Here is a 20,222-nt window from a genome sequence, read left to right as displayed (position 1 = left end):
ATAACTCCTGATTGATATTTATTTATGCTCTTTCGATAACAATTGCCGAAGCTCCACCACCACCATTACAAATAGCTGCAGCACCAATTTTGGCATTGTTTTGTTCTAAAACATTGATTAAAGTTACGATAATTCTAACTCCTGAACAACCTAGTGGATGTCCTAATGAAACGGCACCACCATTTACGTTTATTTTATCGTTATTTAGATCTAATATTTTTGAATTTGCTAATCCAACAACTGCAAAGGCTTCGTTGAATTCGAAATAATCTACATCGCTTATTGAAATCCCAGCTTTATCTAATGCTTTTGGTAATGCTTTTGCCGGACTTGTTGTAAACCATTTTGGTTCTTGTGCAGCATCGGCATAGCCTTTTATGTAAGCAAGCGGTTTTAAACCTAATGCAATTGCTTTTTCTTCTGACATTAATACTACAGCAGCTGCACCATCATTTATTGTTGAAGCGTTTGCAGCAGTTACAGTTCCGTCTTTGGTAAAAACAGCATTTAATGAAGGGATTTTGTCTAACTTAACATTAGTGTATTCTTCGTCTTTTGATACGATTATCGGATCTCCTTTTCGTTGTGGTACGGCAACTGGAACAATTTCTGAATCAAATTTTCCTGCGTCCCAAGCTTTTGCGCTTCTTTCGTATGATTGAATGGCAAAATTATCTTGTTCCTCACGGCTGATGTTATATTCAGACGCACATAAATCAGCGCAAACTCCCATTGCGTTGTTATCGTAAGCATCTGTCAAACCATCTTTTTGCATTCCGTCAACCATTGTAGTTGGACCAAACTTAGTTCCGTTACGCATTTGTACATAATGTGGAATCAAACTCATGTTTTCCATTCCACCAGCAACTACGATTTCGGCATCGCCACAAGCAATTGCCTGAGCACCTAACATTACTGCTTTCATTCCTGATGCGCAAACTTTGTTTACAGTTGTACAAGCTACTTCATTAGATAATCCAGCAAATATAGCTGCCTGACGTGCTGGAGCCTGACCAACTCCTGCCTGTACTACGTTACCCATGAATACTTCATCAACTAAATTTGGGTCTAATTGTATTCTCTCTAAAGCTCCTTTAATAGCGACAGCACCTAATTTTGGGGCTGAGACTGTAGATAATCCTCCCATGAAACTTCCGATAGGGGTTCTAACGGCAGAAACAATAACAACTCTTTTGTTCATTTTCTGTGTGATTTAGTTAATGAAGCAAATTTAATGTTTATTTAAACAAATTCAAATTTTGAGTGTTTTGATTGTGTTTTTAAATTATTAGTAAAATTTATATAATTCTATTTGTTTGATAGTGAAGTGCTTTTGAAAAAAGATGAAAAAATATTAAAAAAAGTCTCCGAAATACTTGTGAGATACGGAATGATGTCTTAGATTTGCAACCGCAAAACAGAACACGTTTCTTGAGCGTTGGAGAGGTGCCAGAGTGGTAATGGAGCAGTTTGCTAAACTGTCATCGAGTGATCGGTGCCAGGGTTCGAGTCCCTGTCTCTCCGCGATTAAAATTTTGCCTTCGGGGTGTAGCGTAGCTCGGTTATCGCGCCTGCTTTGGGAGCAGGAGGCCGCAGGTTCGAATCCTGCCACCCCGACTAAAACTTTCCATTAGTTTTAAAATAAATGGAGGCATAGCTCAGCTGGATAGAGCACCTGCCTTCTAAGCAGGCGGTCGAAGGTTCGAATCCTTCTGCCTTCACACTAAAACCCGCTAAATTAGCGGGTTTTCTGTTAAAATACAAGGACGTAGCTCGACGATAGAGCATAAAATAAATGGAGGCATAGCTCAGCTGGATAGAGCACCTGCCTTCTAAGCAGGCGGTCGAAGGTTCGAATCCTTCTGCCTTCACACTAAAACCCGCTAATTTAGCGGGTTTTTTGTTTGAAATAAATGAGTGTATAGCTCAGTTGGATAGAGCATCCCGATTTCCAATCGGAACGTTCGAAGGTTCGAATCCTTCTGTCTTCGTACCAAAACTACTTGACGAATGGACTTTTATTTATGATTTGTAGTTCGAAACTTTAAAGCTTATCTTGCTTTAATTCAAAAATGAATATTGTTATGAACTATTTCTATATTTTATATTCAAAAGCATTAAATCAATATTATATCGGTCACACTTCTGAAGGTTTGGAAGAACGCTTACGTAAACATTTATCAAATCATTCTGGATTTACTGGAAAGGCAAAAGATTGGATTGTAGTTTATTTTGAAGAATTTGAAACTAAATCAATCGCTTATAAGAGAGAATTAGAAGTAAAAAAATGGAAAAGTAGATTAAGAGTTGAAAAACTTATAAAAAGTAGCTTAGCTAGAAAAAACATTCCGATTTCCAATCCCGATTAATTAGTTTTTCATTGATTCACTTTTTCTATTTTCTAAAAAAAAAGAAGCTATAGATATTTATCCATTATTGAAAGCCTCAGAATTCTGTGTTTGCAAGAAAGTCCTATGGTTATATTTTTATGTCTTGCCGTGAATGATTTTAAATTGGAATCAGAATAATTTTGATTTAGCTAAAATTTTAAAGCTAAATTATTAATTAGATAAACATATAGACAAAATGATTTCAAATAAAGTAAATTCATTGCTAGCAAGGAATACTGAAAATGCTCCAAAAAGTATTGGTTCATATTCACAAACTGTAGCTTTTTCTCATTACAATAATCTTTCGGCTCAATTACCAATTGATCCAAAATCGGGCAAATTGGTAGCTGGTGGTGTAAAAGAACAAGCGGAACAGTGTTTTAAAAATATCAAGGTAATTCTAGAGAGCATCCACCATGTTATGAGTGATGTGGTTAGAATCTCTGTATTTGTTACCAATATTAAAGACATTGCTGTTGTAGATGAAGTTTATAAAACATTCTTCCCAATTTATGTTCCTACGCGTACGATGGTTGCAGTTGCAGCTTTGCCCATGGATGCATTGGTACAAATAGAAGCACTTGTTTCAAACGGTGAGGGGACAATTCCAAATGCGCCACAAGCAGGCAATCTTATTAAGCTTGCAAATAACACTGCAAATGCACCAATATGTACTTTATCTACACAAACGGTGTCATTTTCTCATTACAACAATCTTTCGGCTCAATTACCGATTGATCCAAAAACGGGTAGAGTGGTAGTAGGCGGTGTAAAAGAGCAAGCGGGACAATGTTTAAAAAATATTAAATCAATTTTAGAAAGTATCGATGTTCCTTTTGATGATATTGTCAAAATTAATATCTTCCTTAAAAACCTTTCGGATATTGAAGCTGTAAATGAAGTTTACACAACATTTTTCCCGGATTCTGCTATTGCCAGAGCTGTAGCTTATGTTCCTGCACGTACAATAGTCGCAGTTTCAGCTTTACCTATGGATGCTTTGGTACAAATTGAAGCAGTAGTGTCACACGGTGATGGTACACCTCCACAAGCTATTGAAGATAGACATGGAATTGTCATTAAGGCAAACAATACCGAAAATGCACCAAAGAGTCCTTTGTCTACGCAAACGGTAGCGTTTTCTCATTACAATCATATTTCAGCTCAATTACCTTTGGATCCAAAATCGGGTAAATTGGTAGCTGGCGGTGTAAAAGAGCAAGCGGGACAGTGCTTAAAAAATATTAAGGCAATTCTAGAAAGCATAGTCCATGTTATGGACGATGTGGTTAAAGTAAATCTCTTCCTTAAAAACATTGAAGACATTGAAGCTGTAGATGAAGTTTATGCAACTTTCTTCCCAAAAGGTATTCCTGCACGAAGAACTGTTGGTGTATCAGCTTTGCTTAAAGATGCGTTAGTCCAAATTGATGTAGTTGTAGCAAATGCAGAAGGAACTCCTCCAAAAGCATAACAGAGATTTGTTTTATAAAAACGCGTAGTTAACCCGAAAAGACCTTCTTGATTTAAATTGGGTGGGTTTAAGGTTCGAATCCTACCGTGGGCACAAAAAAATCCTCAAAATTTTTGATTTTGAGGATTTCTGTTTTTATATGAATTTTAAATGACTATTAGCCTTTTATGCCTTTTAACCAATCTTTGAATTTGCTTACTTGTTCTGTTATAAAAGACTCATGTTCTTCCTCTTCTTCTTCAGTAACAGGTAAGATGTGTTCAAAATAAGTTCCTTTTAGTACTTTACGCAATATGCTTTCTCCTAAAAATGGTTTATTGTCATTTAGTGTTTTTGTCGCTTTTAGCAAATGACGAATATCGTATTGTAAAGGATTGATATCGGGTACTTGTTTGTTTAAATTCAATAATTCGTAAACGGCTATCCTTGCTGTTCTTACAGAACTTTCCATTGTGAAGACTACATCATTGTTGGTTTCTACAAACTGTCCAATTAATCCCAGGTTTTTGCATCCTTCAGGTACCACTCTTGGACGGTCACCTTTGGCTCTAGGCATAAACATCGAAGTAATATAGGGCATAAAAGCTGTACGTACGATGGTGTTTTTAATAACATTATCTAACTCATCGATAATACCTGTATGGTAACATAATTCGGCAAGAATTTCATCTCCTGTACATTGTGGCATTTTCTTTTTAATGTAGTTTCCTTCCTTGTCCATAAACAATGCATAAACCCAAAGTACTAAAATATCATCTGGTTGCTCAGGGAAATGAGGTTGTCTGTTACATGTAAAACTCATTAACCAATTAGAATCTGTAATAGTAATAATTCCTCCGGTAACTGTTTTTCCTGAATATGGATCATTTACAGAATACTCTTTTAGTTTTTCTACTAATGCAGAAGGCTTACAAGTTAAAGTAACTGATTCCCAAGATGATTTTTCGATATTACTGCAGAATTTTTCCGGATTACCAAAAACGTTAGATTTTGCAGCAAGATTCTTCCATAGTTTCCATCCTCCACTTTTTCCACTAGTATTGTTGTCTATAGTTATGATAGGAGCTTTTTTGTTATCACCATAAAAGGTGTCTTCTGTCATAGATCCTGTAGTTACAATTACATAATCATCTTTCTCAACTGGGATAATCACTTCTTTATCGTCTTTTTCTGTGATAATTCCTTTTACTACTTTTCCATCGGTATTGATATGAATATCGAGGTCGTTTATGAGAGTATTAAATTGAATACTAACTCCTTTTTCTTGTAGAAACTTGCGCAAAGGTGTTACAAAGGTGTCGTATTGATTGTATTTTGGAAATACTAAAGATGATAAGTCATTCAGTCCATCAATAGCATGGAGGAAACGATGCATATAAAGTTTCAATTCAAGTAAGCTGTGCCAGTTCTCAAAGGCAAACATGGTACGCCAGAATGTCCAGAAGTTACTACTTAAGAAAGATTCACTAAAGTAGCCTTCAATGGTTATATCGTCTAGTTCTTCTTTTTTCTTTAGCAAAAGTTTGATAATGGCTAACTGGTCTTTTTTGTTTAGACCGAATTTGCTAAAATCTTTTATTTCTCCTTTGTTATGTATAAGTCTAGCTTTGGAATAATTAGAGTCATTGTCGTTTATTAAACGGTATTCATCCAGAACAGTATATGGAGCAGGCATTTCTAGAGCAGGAATGTCTTGGAGTATATCCCAAAGGTTTTCATAAGTCATATCCATTTCCCGACCACCTCTAATGATGTAACCATCTTTAGGATTTCCGGCACCATCTAGTGAGCCTCCATCAATAGGTAATTGCTCTAAAAATATGATGTTTTTGGCAGGAACTTGTCCGTCACGAATAAAGTAATAGGCAGTTGCCATACCAGCTATTCCGCTACCTATAATGTAGACTTTACTGTCTTTATAGGATTTTGTAGGTATTCCTATGTTGCGTTGATAGTTTCCAATTTGATCTGAAAACGGCATGGACTTTTCTGGAGTATTACGTTGCTGCTCTTTGCTAGAATCGGGTTCATGATTTACTTTCCCTTTTTCTGTAGAGGCATTCAAAACTTTATCGAATTTAGATGTGATTCCTTTCATTTGATTGTTATTTTAAGAATCAAATAAAGTTAAGTATTTTCTCCTAAAAGACAATGTGAAATAAGGTTTCTCTTTCGTTAAATTTAAGCTTCTCTTCTTTTCGAACAGAACATAATCGGGCATTTTACAAAGTCAGCTAAGGATTTGATTAATCTGATTGATGTAGAAAGGATTAGTGGCATATCTACCTATTTTGGATAGTCGTCTTTTATTTTATCCATCTATCGACGATAACTTTAAACATTTCTTTGTATGCTTATGAAATGGCGGTTGAAAAAGAAGATTCGAGAAAGAAACAAATTGAAGCATTAATAAAATCAGTTGACTTTACACAACAACTTTTAGAATACAGTTCGGCTACCAATTATACAGATGTACTGACTTCAGAACAAAATCTTTTGGTAGCACAATTGAGCGGAGTAAATGATAATTTACAAAAGTTACAGGCTGTTGTAGACTTGTATCGCGCTTTAGGAGGTGGTTGGAAATAAACAATTAATGCAATAATATAATAAAGGTCAAAATACAAACCCGCTAATTTAGCGGGTTTTGTTTTTTGTAAATGGTCTTAACAGTATCGTTTTTCTGACAAGAATTGTTTAAAGATTATCCTTTTTTATAAATAATAAAAATAAATTTTTATTTAAAAAATAATAAAAGATATTTGCACCCATTAGATTTTTAAATCTAATATCCCAAAGACTAAAAACAATTTTAATTAACCTACAAGCAATGATTACAAACATCAAGAGGTGGCTCTATGCCAGCTTACTACTTACTGGTTTTCTTATATCTACAAGTTGTGATAAGGATGACCAATCTACGGCTTATGAAGCCAACTATTTGCCAAGCATTGATGCAACAAATTTACAACCAGGTAATCGAGCTATGACTATGTTTGAAGACGACGAAAGTCCTTCAAAAATGTATGACAAAAAAGATCGTTGGTTTCGAGTAAATCAACCAATGCAAGTAATACAAAAAGGAAAAGATTCCGTACAAATTTCTCTTTACTCTCCTGTTGGACTTACAGATGTAAGAATCTATGCAAAATTGCCTAATTATGACAAGCGATTCTTAATTTATAATTTTAGTAAAGTTCCAGCTTTTCATCGTTCGTTTCACCAACTTCCTTTGGTTGCTGGCAAAAATGATTATTTATTAGAAAGTGGTAATGCGGTAACAATTGATAAAATTGATGGTTTCTCTTCTGGAGCAATCGAATTTTCAGTAGAATCTAGCGATCCATTATTTGCAAAATTCAAAAAGATTAAGTCTTCACATTTAGTTCAATTTAACGATTGGTATCATCTTAGCGGTGATGCGTCTTATGTGTACTTACCTATGAATCCTGTTTTGGCTAAAGAAGCAATAGCAATGATTATCAACTATTCGTATGCTTTAAGTCATCCAATATATTATGACACTTTTATTAATTTTGACAGATACAAGCAAGAACAAGCTGCTCAAGCTGGTACAGCAATAAATGGAGCTACTTATTGGCATGGAAATGTTGATGATGTTGGTGGTGCTTATGATTATCTTTCTAAAGCTGAAATAGAGAAAATATATTGGAATTATCTTGATAGCAGAACTGTTGATATGGCAATGGTAGGCGGAGGATCTGCTTGGGGTGGCGGAGCTTTGGCTTCGCAATGGGAGTCAAGCTATGTAACTGGACACTGGAAAGGGGATATGTCGGTTTGGTCACACGAATATTCACATCATATCGGTTTTAGCCATAGTAGTAATTTAGCCAATAGTGGCGAAGGTGGGGGACAACAAGAGATGTTGACTCATTTTTACAAATACTTGATTTACCTAAACGATCTTCCTTTTACAGATCCAGATGTTTTAAAAGGATATACTAAAACAAACTACTTAACAGGAACTTACAAAAAACCTGTTTTTAAAATTGATCCCAAAAATCCATTCTTAATAAAATATAAAGGAGACGGAAAATGGAATTAACACCTAAAACTACAATGAATAAAATAGCTTTTTTTATACTACTGCTTTGCGTTTTTACAAACTGCAGTAAGGATTCTTTTGAGGGGACTTCTCCTAATCATAGTTATTATTATCCTACTGACGAAGCATCAATTACTGTAAGTCAAATTGGAGACGGAAAAGGGACATTTAACCCTAAAGGTATCGCTGTAGCAAATGACAAATTATATGTTTGTAATGGTGATGTACTTGAGATTTTTAACGCTCAAACATTAGCTCATATAAAAACAATTGCAAATTATACTAAAGGAAGTACTACTATTCCGCTAACGCAACTTTCTTCGGTATGTGTAGATAATGGCAGAATTTATATTGGTAGTGTCGAGTCTAGACTTTTTGTTATAGATGAAGTCACAAATGTAGGGATTAGTACAGTAGGAAACGGTCAATGGTGGAAAACTTTTGTACACGTTTTTGGAGTTGTAGTAAAAGACGGATTAGTATTCGTTAAAGAAAAAGAGACGAGTATCAAAGTTTTTGAGACATCGCAAATTACGGATAAAAGCGATTGGAATTTAACTCCTATGGCCAAGTTAAATACTTTAAAAGGTTATGATGAGGTGTATTCAATGGATGTTGCAGATGGGAATCTAGTTGTAGCAGGAAGAAATGCAAAAGGGTATTTATATTACAACATTGCTGGTATTCGTGCCAATGGAGCGGCTTCGCTTACAGTTCCTATACAAGCTACAGTAATTCCGTTTGGAGAGGCAAAACCTCTTGCACTTGCTATTAGTGCAGATTGGGCTATTACCTCAGAAAATGTTAAGGATTTAAATTATTTGCGTATTTATCCTAGAAGAGAATTTATGGACAAGATTTACAATCCAAGAGTAAATGCTTCGGATGTTATGGGACAAAATAATTTTGGAACTATTGTAAGTACAGCACAACTTAACGACCGTCTTTTTTTATCGGATAATACAAACCAGAAAATTAGGGTTATTAAACTTAACCAATCTGCAATTACTGAACAAAGATAATAACGATTGCAATATTTTTTTTATTGAAAATATTCATATTTAAGCCCACTCAATCGAGTGGGCTTTTTTGTTTTATCTAATATTTTAATCTTTAATTGGAATGCTTAGAAGATTCAAATTTTTTTTGATTTTAGAAGAAATGATGTGTAAAGATTAGTTAAAACAGAGAATGCCTAAAACCTGAAATATTACCTCTGTTCCTATTGTTATGGAGTTACTTCCTTAAATTTAAATTAGGTATTATTTACAAGACTTTATCATTTTAATTAATTTTGTATACATTCACTTTACAAATTAATCTCTTTATACAAATGCTGGAACAATTTAAAAAATATATACTAAGTAATACTGATATATCAGAGGAACAGTATAAAGAGTTAGAGCATTTGGTACATTCTCTTAAAATAAAAAAAGGAACAATTTTATTAAAAGAAAATCAAATTTGCGATAGGGCATTCTTTGTATGTAAAGGTTTGTTACGTTCCTATACTGTAGATGAAATGGGAAAGGATCATATTATCCAGTTTGCTTCAGAAAATTGGTGGATTGCAGACAGGAGCAGTTTTTACTTTGATGAGCCATCAGATTTATTTATTGATGTAATTGAAGATGCAGAGATAATTTATATTCAAAAGGAGTTTCTTAAAAATGCTGAGAAAATCTCTGTAAATTTTGTTTCTTTTAATACCCTTGCTTTGCAAAAAAATATTCGCCAGATGCAGAAAAGAATAAATTATTTATTGGCAGCCACCGCTGAGAAAAAATATTTAGATTTTATAGAAACGCATCGCGAAATTACCTTTAGATTACCACTTCAAATGATTGCTTCTTATCTTGGCATTACCCCCGAAAGTTTGAGTAGAGTTCGAAAAGAACTTGCCCGAAAAAACTTCAAGTACTAAGTTATTCATTACAGACTCCATAATAGTTGTTATTAATAGCATTGTTAATACAATAACATCTTCATAATATTTTTTAGGCTCAGAGCCGATTCTCTACAATAGAGCGTATTTGTTTCAAATTAAACTTTGAAGCATAATACTATCATGTTTCTGTATTTTTATAAGTTGATAATCATTGATTTATATTTTTACCCTCCCTTTTTATATTTCTTATCATAGATCAAGTACTTAGTTTTTTATCCTCACTAATTTTACAATACTAAAAAACTAGATCATGGAATACACAGTTATAAATAACGAAAAAGACAAACGTTTTGAGATTCATTTAGATGGAAAAATAGCGTTTGAACAATACAAATTGTTTGATGGTGGTATTGCTTATATCCATACAGAAGTCCCGCCCGAATTAGGAGGAAAGGGCATAGCTGCGTATATCGCTAAATATGTTTTGGATTATGCAGAAGAGAATCATCTTAAAGTAAAACCTTATTGTCCATACATAAAAGCCTATATCGATAAGCATCCTGAATATCAGGCAAACTCATTGTTTCACAATAAAGAATAACATTAAAATGAAAACAAAAAAAATAGAACAAGTATTAACACCGCCTGCACCACATATGGTAGGAGACGGGTTTAGAGTACATAATTTTATTCCTTACGGAAAAGGAATGAGCATGGAGAGAATGAGTCCATTTATAATGATGGATTATAACTCTAAATTTTATTTTTCGCCAACAGATGAATTAAGAGGTGTTGGAGTACATCCTCATAGAGGTTTTGAAACAGTTACGATTGCCTATAAAGGGAAAGTAGCACATCATGACAGTTCTGGAAACAGTGGTGTAATTGGTGAAGGAGATGTACAATGGATGACTGCTGCTTCTGGAATTTTACATAAAGAATATCACGAAGAGCAGTTTAGCAAAGAAGGAGGTGATTTTCAGATGGTACAGCTTTGGGTAAATCTTCCAGCCAAGGATAAAATGACAAAACCCAAATATCAGGGGATTATTAATAGCGAAATCAATAAGCATAAACTGCCTAACAACGATGGTATTATAGAAGTTATTGCAGGTGAATATAATGGTACTCCAGGAACAGCCACAACATTTACTCCTGTGAATTTGTTTAATGCAAAATTAAACAAAGGCGCTACTGCAACTTTTAATTTCCCTGCTAATCACAACTCAGCACTTTTAGTGATAGAGGGAAGTATTAGGGTTAATGATAGTGAAAATGTACCTGCAGATAATTTTTTGCTTTTTGCAAATGAAGGTGAAGAATTTACAATTAAAGCATCTGAAGATTCGATAGTGTTGATATTGAGTGGCGAACCTATAAATGAGCCAATAGTTGCTCATGGGCCTTTTGTTATGAATACCCAGGAAGAAATCATTCAGGCATTCGATGATGTAAATATGGGAAGGTTCGGGTATTTAGAGTAATTAATAGATTAAGAATTAAATAATAAGAATATGGAAAATCAAACAATATGGCGAAATGATCATGAGCATTCAAGACTTGGCTTTACAGTAACACATATGCTGATTAATGATATTGTTGGTCAGTTTAACAATTTTGATTTGACAGTAGTAACGACCAAATCAGATTTTAGTGATGCCTCTTTTGAATTATCAGCAGAAATAAATTCAGTGTTTACAAATTCAGAAGGAAGAGACGAAGATTTACGCGGTCCCAATTTTTTTGATGCGGAAAAATATCCTACTCTAAATTTTAAAAGTAATGCGATAAAAGAAAGCAGTAAAGATAATTATAAAGTTACTGGCAATCTTAGTATGCATGGTTTTACAAAAGAAGTTACGGTAGATTTTATTTATCGAGGAACAATGCTTAATCCGAATTCGAACAAAATCACATCTGGATTTCAGGTTTTGGCAACGCTAAAACGTTCTGATTTTAAAGTAGGGTTGATTTTACCTTTTGATGGACTTAAGGACGATGTACTAATAAAAATGGATGGAGAATTTCCAAAGGAATAAATTAAGATAAACATAATAATAACAAATAAACTTAAAAAAACATGTCAGTAGTAACTAGAATAAATTCAGACGAAGTAGTAATCTTACTTATCGATCATCAAAGTGGTTTGTTTCAAACCGTAAAAGACATTGACGTTACCTCATTGCGTAACAATGTAACCACATTAGCTAAAATTGCAGCAATAGAAAATATTCCTGTAATAACAACAGCTTCTGAGCCTAATGGACCTAATGGACCGCTAATGCCAGAAATTCATAAATATGCTCCACATGCTGTTTATGTACCTCGTAATGGTGAAATTAATGCTTGGGATACGCCAGCATTTGTTGAAGCAGTAAAAAAAACAGGTAAGAAAAAAATAATTATTGGAGGTGTATTAACTAGTGTATGTGTGGCTTTTCCTTCTATCTCGGCAGTAACAGAAGGTTATGAAGTATTTGCTGTCATTGATGCTTCTGGCGATATGAGTCCTTTATCATCACAAACAACACTTGCCAGATTAACACTTGCAGGAGTCGTTCCAATCACTACAACAGCTGTTTGTAGCGAAATTCAAAAAACATGGAATCGTCCAGATGCTTTACAATTTGCAGAAGCGTATTCAGCGGTTATGCCTAATTACCAGGCAGTAATCGAAAGTTTCTTAAAAGCAGAAAGTATAGGAACATCTAAAAAGTAAAGAGATTATAATAGGCAGTAATAATAAATCAAGATTAACATTAAAAATAGAAATTATGAGCAGTTTACCAATTCGTGATCAGAAAAGCGATCATCTGTTAACACCAGAAAATGCAGCATTAATCATTATCGATTATCAACCAGTACAAGTTAACTCCATTGCTTCAATGGATAGACAGTTACTTATTAATAATATTTGCGGTGTAGCCAAAATGGCCAAAGTTTATGATTTACCGATTGTACTTTCGACGGTGAATGTAAAAACAGGATTTAATAAAGAAACAATTCCTCAATTAAAAAGAGAATTAGAAGGAATACCATCTTATGACAGGACTACTATAAATTCTTGGGAAGACAAAGAATTTTTAGAAGCTGTTAAAGCAACTGGGAAGAAAAAACTAATAATGACCGCTTTATGGACAGAGGCTTGCCTTTCTTTTCCTGCACTAGATGCTTTAAGAGAAGGATATGATGTGTATTTAGTAGTTGATGCTGTTGGGGGAACTTCTTTAGAGGCACATAATGCAGCATTAAGAAGAATGGAGCAAGCCGGAGCAATCCTGGTTAGTGCACCTCAATTATTTTGTGAATTGCAACGTGATTGGGGACGTTCTGAAACGGCTCAGGAATTTATGCAATTATTTATTAAAACAGGAGGTACAGCAGGAATTCAGTTTTCTTATGATAGAGAATAATTCTTTTTATTTTTAATAAGCCTAAAACAGTATTACATTTTGTAATGCTGTTTTGGTGTTATAAATAAAGACATAAAAAGGATTATAATAAAAATTAATTATAAAGAAATGGAAACGTACGATACACTTATAGAAGGAATAGATGCTTTGAGAGCTCAAGGTTATGTAGAAGATTTTAATTTAAAACAAAATTGTATTGAATGCCGAAATGGAAAATATAAAATCTTTCATGAGGAGTTTGTAATTAACAAATCATTTCATTTTGATGTAAATGAAGATCCTTCAGATCAGTCCATTTTGTATGCTATAGAATCGGAAAAGTATAATTTGAAAGGAATACTAATAAATGGCTATGGAATTTATTCAGATGACATTACAAATGAAATGCTGAATAAATTAAAGACAATCTAAAGTATCAATAAGAGAGAATTTGTTTTTAGATTATAATTTTGAAATATAAAGCGGATAACTGTTAGACTGTTTGGATAATTTTAGTTTAAAAATAAAATTTTAACTCAAGAAGATTAAGTTAAACATTAATATGTCTTAATTAACCCTGTAAAAGTCTATTTTACGCCCTATTAATTGTAAATGAGATCGTTAACTTTGTTTGGTTCAAATGAGGTTTTAATTTTTTAAACAATTAATATCATGGATAATCAAGATTTTAATGCAACTTTTTTGGTAGACCAAACTCCCAAAGAAGTATTTGATGCTATTATGAAAGTTCGGAGTTGGTGGTCAGAAGATTTTAAAGGAGATTCACAAAAGCTTAATGATGAATTTGAAGTTCGTTTTGGAGATGTTCATTATTCCAAACAAAAAATAGTTGAGCTAGTACCCGAAAAAAAGATTGTTTGGCTTGTTACAGCCAGTCAATTGAGTTTCCTCAAAAATAAATCAGAATGGAATGATACTAAAATTGTTTTTGAAATCTCTAGAGAAAATGATAAAACAAAAATTCAGTTTACTCATTTAGGATTAGTACCTAAAATAGAATGTTTTGGCGATTGCTCAAATGGATGGAATCAATTCTTAAAGAATAGTTTATGGAGTTTGATAACTACTGGTAAAGGGAATCTGAATGTGTTGAATCAGGAAATAGAAGATAAATCAATTAAAAAATAATATCATGGATAATCAAGATTTTACCACAAGTATTTTGGTAGACCAAAGTCCCAAAGAAGCATTTGATGCTATAACGAATGTTAGAGGATGGTGGTCGGAAGAAATAGAAGGAGGTACGGCAAAACTAGGTGATGTATTTAAGTATCATTATAAAGATGTTCATATCTGTAAAATGAAATTAATAGAAGTTATTCCTAACAAAAAAATAGTTTGGGATGTCTTAGAAAATGATTTTAATTTTACTACAGATAAAAGCGAATGGGTAGGTACAAAAGTTATTTTCGAAATTAATCAGAAAGACAATAAAACGGAAGTTCGTTTAACACATCAAGGCTTAGTTCCAGATTATGAATGTTACGATATCTGCTTTAACGCCTGGACCAATTACATACAAAATAGTTTATACAATTTAATTACTACAGGTAAAGGACAACCAAATTTAAAAGAAGAAGTAGAAAGTAAGTAATTTAAAAGAATTAGTTTTTCAGTAAAAAGTAAAATAAAAACGGAACCGTTACTGGCTCCGTTTTTTTGTTGAATGCTATTAGTTGAGAGTTCTCGTCTGCATATATTTAAGTGTTTTTAAGATGCTAGGAATATCTTTTGTGCGTGATTCTGTCCAAAAGTATTTATCCTTATGATTTGTGTTTTTTACTGCAATCGTAAAAGTTTGAGTGGCATTATAAACGTCAAACTTAAATTGAATTTCTTTAGTGCTATGGATATATTTTACTGTCTTTTTTGTTCCGGCAGGATTTGATAAATTAGGAATTACATAACTTTCAAACCAATCAATTAATACAGGAAGTTCATCAACTCCTATCCATGCGGTTTCTTTGGTATATTGGTCTTGTTTGTTCTGATATTCTTTTGTAATAAAAGTACTTTCAACTTCTATTCCGCTTACTTTTTTTTGATTTTGATTCAAATCAATAATCTCCGCTGGATAAAATGATACCGTTTCTCCAAGTCCAGATTTAAAAATAGTCTTTTCACTTTCGACCAAATTAATTTGAACAGAACCTACTTTTTCAATAAATTGAGAAGGTTCAGAATAGCTTATTTCTTGAGAGATTCCTAAAAACGGGAGGATAAATAATAACAAAGTAATTTTTTTCATAATGCACTGTTTTTGTTGATTTATTAATTGTCTATATTTACTTTTGAGAAAAATTGTACAATTTAAAATACCAATTTCATGCCAAAATTCAATAGAATTTTATTTTTCCTATTCTCTATTCTGGGAATAATTTCTTCAAATGCTCAAAATGAGTCATATGCAAGCGAAACCAATCAGGTAATTGCAGATACTACTTTTGTTAATTTAAAAGATTATAGTAACGATTTTGTGTATGATATGAAATATGCTACAGAAGATAATTTTCTTAAAGCAAAAGTGTATGATTGTGCCGAATGTTTCTTGCGTTTAAAAACAGTAAAAGCACTAGTAGAAGCTAATAAAAGTTTTATGAAGAAAGGGTATAAAATCAAGTTGTTTGATTGTTACAGACCTCTATTTATCCAAAAAAGAATGTGGGAAATAGTTTCTAACCCTAAATATGTGGCTGACCCAAAAAAAGGCTCCATCCATAATAGAGGAGGAGCCGTAGATATTACTCTTGTAGACCGTAATGGCAAAGAGTTAGATATGGGAACTTCTTTTGATTTTTTCGGAAAAGAAGCCAGTCATAGCTATTTAAATTTATCAGATACTATTAAAGCCAATCGCCTGTTGTTGAAAAAAATAATGATAAAACATAATTTTAATTCATTCGATTCAGAGTGGTGGCATTATAATTTAAAAGCAGGTTTAAACGATAAAGTTTCTAATACAAAATGGGATTGTAATTAGATCATTCGACACATCTTATATTATCAATAAAGAATGTTTCAGGTCGGTATGTTTTATCATTTAGTTCAGATGTGAATTCTTTTTTCATAACATAATCTTCAGTATCTGATAAGTATTTAATACGAATCATCGAGATAGGTGAAGTTTTTAAATCCTCAAAATTATCTTTTAAGAACATAAAAATACCTGGAGTAACGCGATTATCAAATCCTTTGTCATCACGAATTAATGTTCCGCAGTTTTCTTGGTCTATATGGATTAGTGTAACGATTTTTCCATTGCTTAATTGTAAAAATAATTTCGAATTCTTATCAAAGCAATTTGCGGCTGTAAACTCTTTACTTTTTTTAATCAATTGCACATTAAGTGTTGGCAGACCATCTGTTTGTGCTAAGGAGAAAAAGATATAACTCGCAGTTCCTGCAAAGTTTTTTTCGGAAATCATGGTTTCTTTAGTCGATTTGTATGTTCCTATAGAATCGGTAACGTTTACAGTGTATTCACAATCTTTTTGTGCAAATAAATTAAAAGTTAATAAGAATAAAGTTAAAGTAATTAGTTGTTTCATTTTATTATATTTTTCTGCAAATTAAAACTATTTTATTATCATTTTTATCAGTTGTAAAAAAACAATACAAATTTCCGCCATCTTTTATTTTCCATTTTTTTCGGATGGTTTCTACACTATCAGGAAAATTTCTAGTAGTAATGTTTGCTTGTTTATTAGAAAGATGGAGTTTTATTTCGTTTTTAGAGTAAGGAATGGTTTCCAGAATCTCAAATGTTCTTCCAGGAAATATAATTAAATCCGCCGAGGTATATAAGTGAGAGTGTTTGTGTAGCTTATCTATTTTATAAAAAGTACTTACTTCGTCAAATCCTCCCGATTTCATAATTGCACTATTAGGCTCATACAAATATTTATGAGGTAAACTGTAGCTTACAAACTCAGGTTCTTCATTTAATGCAAATTCAAAAGTTTCCGTTTTATCCTTTAATATATTAGCCGTTTTTAGCGTAATTTTTCCAGAATAGCCTTTATGAATTTCCCACAGTAATTCCTTAACCTCGTTATCGAGAGCAATTATATGAATGTTTTTTACATTCTTTAATTCTGAAAGTCCTGCGGAAATATCTAATAAAGGAGCCGTTTTTATTAAAATAGAATCAGCGTTTTCAAAGTAAAAATCTAATAAATCAGGGACATTAGGCAAGCAATCCTTTAGCATAAAAACTTTGCCTTTGGCATCATTCCGTCTGGAAGGATCTATATAAATCCAATCCCATTTTTGGTTTAGTTTTTTAAGAACATCAAAACTATCTTCGGGATAACAAGTACAATTGTCAATTTTTAATTGCTTAAAATTATGTTGCACAATTGCCGATAAATCGGTGTTTATCTCGCAATGTGCTACATTTTTTATTTTTTTGGAGAAATAATAGTCATCTACACCAAAACCTCCGGTTAAGTCTATTAAACTTTCTCCCGATACTAAGTTGGCTTTATATAGAGCTGTTCTTTCTGATGAGGTTTGTTCAACCGAAATTTTACTTGGATAAATTATATTCTCGGTCGCAAACCAAGTTGGTAATTTATCTTTAGCTTTTGTTTTAGCCTCAATCTGATTCAAAATTGCAATCCATTCTATTTCTGGAAAAGGATTTTTTTGAAGTGCTAATTTTGAAATAGATTCATTTACTTTTTTATTTATAAAATCCTGAACAGAATTATGTAAAAGGGCTAAATTCAAGGTTATATTTTTTCGGTTAATACAATAACAACTTTATTGTTAGGAAAAAATTCTTTGGCAATAACTTTAAGGCAAGTATAAAACGGGATTGCAATAATCATTCCGACGATTCCAAAAGTTATTCCGCTAATTAAAGTAATTAAGAATATTTCCAGCGGGTGCGAATTTACGCTTTTTGAGGAAATAATAGGTTGGCTAACATTATTATCAATTGCCTGAACCAATAAAAATCCAATTACTATATATATGGTTTTAGGTAAAATTTCTGTTTGAAAATCTCCGCCAATTAAACTCAACATCGTTAATATAGCCGCAAGAATAGTTCCTATAATAGGTCCAATGTAAGGAATGATATTTAAGACAGCACATAAAAAAGCAATAACAAATGCATTCTCGCTACCAAAAATTATTAGCACAATAAAATAAAGAATAAACACAACTGTTAATTGTAGCAACAAACCTACAAAATAGCGTGTTAGCAAATGATTTATTTTAGTAATCGAGTTTATAATTTTGTCTTCATTGTTATCAGGAAGTATTCTTTTTGCATTCTCTTTAAAGATATTTTGATCCTTGATAAAGAAAAAAGTAATGAAAAAAACAGATACTAATCCCATTCCAAAACCTGCAAGCAAGTTTAGAATTGAGTTTATAAAAGCCGTAAAATAACTAAAATCCAGTTTAGACGTTATTTCAGGTTTTTTTAAAAGTGTTTGTAAATCGAGATGTTGCAAGTTGAAATAATTTTCGAAATCACGTTCTATCAGCATAAATTGTTTTTGAAGACTATCAGTATCAAGAAGTGATAAATTATTAGCCTGAGATATTATTAACGGTACAAATAAAAGTATGAACCCAATCATTAATAATATAAAAAATACGATAGTAGTTATAGCTGCAAATGAGCTATTGAATTTTAATTTTTCTTTCAGGAATTTCACAAATGGGTTTGCTATTAAACACAGTATGAGAGAAACACACAAGTAAACAATCACAGTTTGTATTTGATATAAAAAATACAATATTAGCGATACTCCCAAAATAGTTGCGATAGCTCTTAAAATCCCGTTTGAAATTACTTTAGATGTAATCATAGTCTGTTTTTCTTTAGAGCATAAATATAGAAAAAAGCAGGGAAAGATTACATTTATAAAACAAAAAAAGCGAGATTTAATATCTCGCTTTTAATAATTATTAACCTGTTTAGTTATATGGTTATTGTATTAGATACCAAAAGCAGCTCTAGGTCCACCTGATAAAAATATAGCAGCCATTCTGTTTTTTTGACCTAAAGAGAACATATACATTCCTGCATCGTCTGTATAATCCATGTAGTTCATAGTCATTTCTACAGGAGTTCCTGTACATGTGCTATAATGAGGATATGCAGGTACACCATAATTTGCTGTATTGTGTACAGGAGTGTCATTTACTAAATCACTTCCACAATTAGCATCTCCCCAAATGTGACGTAAGTTCATCCAGTGACCCACTTCGTGAGTTCCAGTTCTTCCTAAATTGTAAGGAGCAGCACCAGATCCAGATAATCCAAAATATTTAGAGTCAATTACAACTCCATCAGTAGTAGTAGGTCCGCCAGGAAATTGAGCATAACCTAATATTCCACCACCAATTTTACAAGCCCATAAGTTAAGCTTAGTAGTTGGAGATGTTGGAGCTATACCACCGTTAGCCGTTTTTTTCATAGCATCATTAGTTCCCCATGAAGTTTTTGTTGTAGATTTTCTATTGATTTTTTCTAAAACAAAGCTAATTTCAACATTTGCTTTAACTCCTGCGAATAAAGCAGGAACGCTGTTGTAATCTGAGTTTTGAGCATTGAAATCTTTATTCAAGACATCAATTTGTGTTTGGATTTGAGCATCAGAAATATTTTCTGCTGCCGTTTTGTATAATACATTTACAATAACTGGAATTTGAACTTTTCCATTTACCAACTTGCCCGTCAGTAACTTGTTTTCTGTAAATGCTTCGATTTGATTCATTCTAATAGCCAAAGTAGGGTCGGCTTTTAATTGAGCTTCAAGAACATCTTGAGTAGCGCAACCACGTTGAGTAGTAGCAGTTGCTGAAGCTTCTGGAGTTGTAGATTCTGTTTGGTCGTTTTGACATGAGAATAGCAGCAGCGCTGCAAATGCGGATAAAACAATCTTTTTCATAATAGTTTGGGGTTTTGTTATAAAATTTTAGTTTAGTTAATAATTAAAGCAATTTTATAACAAAAAACTTAACAGAC

Annotated in this window: 22 protein-coding genes and 5 tRNA genes; 20 read left to right on the top strand and 7 right to left on the bottom strand. The window is 32.7% G+C overall.

Annotated elements, in window-relative coordinates; genetic code table 11:
* Positions 1 to 22 precede the first annotated feature (22 nt).
* Positions 23 to 1,201, bottom strand: coding sequence for an acetyl-CoA C-acyltransferase (locus SHI72_RS17005; RefSeq protein WP_323490769.1), 1,179 nt, complete (start codon positions 1,199 to 1,201; stop codon positions 23 to 25).
* A gap of 239 nt (positions 1,202 to 1,440) precedes the next feature.
* Here SHI72_RS17005 and SHI72_RS17000 point away from each other — a divergent pair.
* From SHI72_RS17000 to SHI72_RS16970, 7 genes are all read left to right on the top strand, one after another.
* Positions 1,441 to 1,524, top strand: a tRNA-Ser gene (locus tag SHI72_RS17000).
* 18 nt (positions 1,525 to 1,542) lie between these two features.
* Positions 1,543 to 1,617, top strand: a tRNA-Pro gene (locus tag SHI72_RS16995).
* A 30-nt stretch (positions 1,618 to 1,647) separates the two neighbouring features.
* Positions 1,648 to 1,721, top strand: a tRNA-Arg gene (locus SHI72_RS16990).
* 76 nt (positions 1,722 to 1,797) lie between these two features.
* Positions 1,798 to 1,871, top strand: a tRNA-Arg gene (locus tag SHI72_RS16985).
* Between the two features lie 44 nt (positions 1,872 to 1,915).
* Positions 1,916 to 1,991: transfer RNA gene (locus SHI72_RS16980), tRNA-Gly, on the top strand.
* Between the two features lie 93 nt (positions 1,992 to 2,084).
* Positions 2,085 to 2,369: a GIY-YIG nuclease family protein gene (locus SHI72_RS16975; RefSeq protein WP_086896139.1), complete on the top strand. Its 285-nt coding sequence runs from the start codon at positions 2,085 to 2,087 to the stop codon at positions 2,367 to 2,369.
* A gap of 217 nt (positions 2,370 to 2,586) precedes the next feature.
* Positions 2,587 to 3,864 (top strand): RidA family protein, encoded by a 1,278-nt coding sequence (locus tag SHI72_RS16970; protein ID WP_086896131.1) that lies wholly within the window; start codon positions 2,587 to 2,589, stop codon positions 3,862 to 3,864.
* Positions 3,865 to 4,021: 157 nt separating this feature from the next.
* Here the strand turns inward: SHI72_RS16970 and SHI72_RS16965 are convergent, their stop codons facing one another.
* The gene (locus tag SHI72_RS16965; protein ID WP_323490768.1) at positions 4,022 to 5,962 is read right to left on the bottom strand and encodes an oleate hydratase; all 1,941 of its coding nucleotides are present in this window, start codon (positions 5,960 to 5,962) and stop codon (positions 4,022 to 4,024) included.
* Between the two features lie 263 nt (positions 5,963 to 6,225).
* Between SHI72_RS16965 and SHI72_RS16960 the strand changes: the two genes are divergently transcribed.
* From SHI72_RS16960 to SHI72_RS16905, 12 genes are all read left to right on the top strand, one after another.
* Positions 6,226 to 6,453, top strand: coding sequence for a hypothetical protein (locus tag SHI72_RS16960; protein ID WP_323490767.1), 228 nt, complete (start codon positions 6,226 to 6,228; stop codon positions 6,451 to 6,453).
* Positions 6,454 to 6,694: 241 nt separating this feature from the next.
* Positions 6,695 to 7,933, top strand: a complete 1,239-nt coding sequence (locus tag SHI72_RS16955; protein ID WP_039112807.1) for a hypothetical protein — start codon at positions 6,695 to 6,697, stop codon at positions 7,931 to 7,933.
* A complete protein-coding gene (locus tag SHI72_RS16950; RefSeq protein WP_323490766.1) occupies positions 7,924 to 8,955 on the top strand; it encodes a hypothetical protein in 1,032 nt (343 codons plus the stop codon). The genes SHI72_RS16955 and SHI72_RS16950 overlap by 10 nt, the downstream gene beginning before the upstream one ends.
* A gap of 311 nt (positions 8,956 to 9,266) precedes the next feature.
* Positions 9,267 to 9,857 (top strand): Crp/Fnr family transcriptional regulator, encoded by a 591-nt coding sequence (locus SHI72_RS16945; RefSeq protein WP_323490765.1) that lies wholly within the window; start codon positions 9,267 to 9,269, stop codon positions 9,855 to 9,857.
* A 274-nt stretch (positions 9,858 to 10,131) separates the two neighbouring features.
* The gene (locus tag SHI72_RS16940) at positions 10,132 to 10,422 is read left to right on the top strand and encodes a GNAT family N-acetyltransferase (RefSeq protein WP_323490764.1); all 291 of its coding nucleotides are present in this window, start codon (positions 10,132 to 10,134) and stop codon (positions 10,420 to 10,422) included.
* A 7-nt stretch (positions 10,423 to 10,429) separates the two neighbouring features.
* Positions 10,430 to 11,305 (top strand): pirin family protein, encoded by an 876-nt coding sequence (locus SHI72_RS16935; RefSeq protein WP_323490763.1) that lies wholly within the window; start codon positions 10,430 to 10,432, stop codon positions 11,303 to 11,305.
* A 30-nt stretch (positions 11,306 to 11,335) separates the two neighbouring features.
* Positions 11,336 to 11,860 carry a YceI family protein gene (locus tag SHI72_RS16930; RefSeq protein WP_323490762.1) on the top strand — a complete coding sequence of 175 codons (525 nt, stop codon included), beginning with the start codon at positions 11,336 to 11,338 and terminating at the stop codon, positions 11,858 to 11,860.
* A gap of 41 nt (positions 11,861 to 11,901) precedes the next feature.
* On the top strand, positions 11,902 to 12,540 hold the full coding sequence (locus SHI72_RS16925; RefSeq protein WP_039112802.1) for an isochorismatase family protein: 639 nt from the start codon (positions 11,902 to 11,904) through the stop codon (positions 12,538 to 12,540).
* A gap of 55 nt (positions 12,541 to 12,595) precedes the next feature.
* Positions 12,596 to 13,234, top strand: a complete 639-nt coding sequence (locus SHI72_RS16920; protein ID WP_323490761.1) for a hydrolase — start codon at positions 12,596 to 12,598, stop codon at positions 13,232 to 13,234.
* Positions 13,235 to 13,342: 108 nt separating this feature from the next.
* A complete protein-coding gene (locus tag SHI72_RS16915; RefSeq protein ID WP_039112800.1) occupies positions 13,343 to 13,645 on the top strand; it encodes a hypothetical protein in 303 nt (100 codons plus the stop codon).
* A 240-nt stretch (positions 13,646 to 13,885) separates the two neighbouring features.
* Positions 13,886 to 14,362, top strand: a complete 477-nt coding sequence (locus SHI72_RS16910) for an SRPBCC domain-containing protein (protein ID WP_323490760.1) — start codon at positions 13,886 to 13,888, stop codon at positions 14,360 to 14,362.
* 4 nt (positions 14,363 to 14,366) lie between these two features.
* The gene (locus tag SHI72_RS16905) at positions 14,367 to 14,828 is read left to right on the top strand and encodes an SRPBCC family protein (RefSeq protein WP_039112798.1); all 462 of its coding nucleotides are present in this window, start codon (positions 14,367 to 14,369) and stop codon (positions 14,826 to 14,828) included.
* A 78-nt stretch (positions 14,829 to 14,906) separates the two neighbouring features.
* Here the strand turns inward: SHI72_RS16905 and SHI72_RS16900 are convergent, their stop codons facing one another.
* Positions 14,907 to 15,482, bottom strand: a complete 576-nt coding sequence (locus tag SHI72_RS16900; RefSeq protein ID WP_323490759.1) for a hypothetical protein — start codon at positions 15,480 to 15,482, stop codon at positions 14,907 to 14,909.
* A gap of 78 nt (positions 15,483 to 15,560) precedes the next feature.
* Here SHI72_RS16900 and SHI72_RS16895 point away from each other — a divergent pair, with 78 nt between their 5' ends.
* Entirely contained in the window at positions 15,561 to 16,214 is a 654-nt protein-coding gene (locus tag SHI72_RS16895) for a M15 family metallopeptidase (protein WP_086893920.1), read from the top strand.
* Between the two features lies 1 nt (position 16,215).
* Here the strand turns inward: SHI72_RS16895 and SHI72_RS16890 are convergent, their stop codons facing one another.
* The 4 genes from SHI72_RS16890 to SHI72_RS16875 form a co-directional block, all read right to left on the bottom strand.
* Complete coding sequence (locus SHI72_RS16890) at positions 16,216 to 16,782, bottom strand: hypothetical protein (RefSeq protein ID WP_039112794.1); 567 nt, start codon at positions 16,780 to 16,782, stop codon at positions 16,216 to 16,218.
* Between the two features lie 4 nt (positions 16,783 to 16,786).
* Positions 16,787 to 17,965, bottom strand: a complete 1,179-nt coding sequence (locus SHI72_RS16885) for a THUMP-like domain-containing protein (protein ID WP_323490758.1) — start codon at positions 17,963 to 17,965, stop codon at positions 16,787 to 16,789.
* A 2-nt stretch (positions 17,966 to 17,967) separates the two neighbouring features.
* Positions 17,968 to 19,059 (bottom strand): AI-2E family transporter, encoded by a 1,092-nt coding sequence (locus SHI72_RS16880; RefSeq protein ID WP_323490757.1) that lies wholly within the window; start codon positions 19,057 to 19,059, stop codon positions 17,968 to 17,970.
* Between the two features lie 129 nt (positions 19,060 to 19,188).
* Positions 19,189 to 20,145: a zinc metalloprotease gene (locus SHI72_RS16875; protein ID WP_086893918.1), complete on the bottom strand. Its 957-nt coding sequence runs from the start codon at positions 20,143 to 20,145 to the stop codon at positions 19,189 to 19,191.
* Positions 20,146 to 20,222 lie beyond the last annotated feature (77 nt).

The sequence above is a fragment of the Flavobacterium sp. PL02 genome, assembly GCF_035013205.1.
Classification (GTDB): Bacteria; Bacteroidota; Bacteroidia; order Flavobacteriales; family Flavobacteriaceae; genus Flavobacterium.
The sequence above is the reverse complement of the archived record's forward strand: the minus strand, read 5'-3'. Positions and strand labels throughout refer to the sequence as shown.

Excerpts from the sequence above, each read along its gene's own strand:
- SHI72_RS17005 (WP_323490769.1), bottom strand. The coding sequence starts at position 1,201 with ATGAACAAAAGAGTTGTTATTGTTTCTGCCGTTAGAACCCCTATCGGA.
- SHI72_RS16975 (WP_086896139.1), top strand. The coding sequence starts at position 2,085 with ATGAACTATTTCTATATTTTATATTCAAAAGCATTAAATCAATATTAT.
- SHI72_RS16970 (WP_086896131.1), top strand. The coding sequence starts at position 2,587 with ATGATTTCAAATAAAGTAAATTCATTGCTAGCAAGGAATACTGAAAAT.
- SHI72_RS16965 (WP_323490768.1), bottom strand. The coding sequence starts at position 5,962 with ATGAAAGGAATCACATCTAAATTCGATAAAGTTTTGAATGCCTCTACA.
- SHI72_RS16960 (WP_323490767.1), top strand. The coding sequence starts at position 6,226 with ATGGCGGTTGAAAAAGAAGATTCGAGAAAGAAACAAATTGAAGCATTA.
- SHI72_RS16955 (WP_039112807.1), top strand. The coding sequence starts at position 6,695 with ATGATTACAAACATCAAGAGGTGGCTCTATGCCAGCTTACTACTTACT.
- SHI72_RS16950 (WP_323490766.1), top strand. The coding sequence starts at position 7,924 with ATGGAATTAACACCTAAAACTACAATGAATAAAATAGCTTTTTTTATA.
- SHI72_RS16945 (WP_323490765.1), top strand. The coding sequence starts at position 9,267 with ATGCTGGAACAATTTAAAAAATATATACTAAGTAATACTGATATATCA.
- SHI72_RS16940 (WP_323490764.1), top strand. The coding sequence starts at position 10,132 with ATGGAATACACAGTTATAAATAACGAAAAAGACAAACGTTTTGAGATT.
- SHI72_RS16935 (WP_323490763.1), top strand. The coding sequence starts at position 10,430 with ATGAAAACAAAAAAAATAGAACAAGTATTAACACCGCCTGCACCACAT.
- SHI72_RS16930 (WP_323490762.1), top strand. The coding sequence starts at position 11,336 with ATGGAAAATCAAACAATATGGCGAAATGATCATGAGCATTCAAGACTT.
- SHI72_RS16925 (WP_039112802.1), top strand. The coding sequence starts at position 11,902 with ATGTCAGTAGTAACTAGAATAAATTCAGACGAAGTAGTAATCTTACTT.
- SHI72_RS16920 (WP_323490761.1), top strand. The coding sequence starts at position 12,596 with ATGAGCAGTTTACCAATTCGTGATCAGAAAAGCGATCATCTGTTAACA.
- SHI72_RS16915 (WP_039112800.1), top strand. The coding sequence starts at position 13,343 with ATGGAAACGTACGATACACTTATAGAAGGAATAGATGCTTTGAGAGCT.
- SHI72_RS16910 (WP_323490760.1), top strand. The coding sequence starts at position 13,886 with ATGGATAATCAAGATTTTAATGCAACTTTTTTGGTAGACCAAACTCCC.
- SHI72_RS16905 (WP_039112798.1), top strand. The coding sequence starts at position 14,367 with ATGGATAATCAAGATTTTACCACAAGTATTTTGGTAGACCAAAGTCCC.
- SHI72_RS16900 (WP_323490759.1), bottom strand. The coding sequence starts at position 15,482 with ATGAAAAAAATTACTTTGTTATTATTTATCCTCCCGTTTTTAGGAATC.
- SHI72_RS16895 (WP_086893920.1), top strand. The coding sequence starts at position 15,561 with ATGCCAAAATTCAATAGAATTTTATTTTTCCTATTCTCTATTCTGGGA.
- SHI72_RS16890 (WP_039112794.1), bottom strand. The coding sequence starts at position 16,782 with ATGAAACAACTAATTACTTTAACTTTATTCTTATTAACTTTTAATTTA.
- SHI72_RS16880 (WP_323490757.1), bottom strand. The coding sequence starts at position 19,059 with ATGATTACATCTAAAGTAATTTCAAACGGGATTTTAAGAGCTATCGCA.
- SHI72_RS16875 (WP_086893918.1), bottom strand. The coding sequence starts at position 20,145 with ATGAAAAAGATTGTTTTATCCGCATTTGCAGCGCTGCTGCTATTCTCA.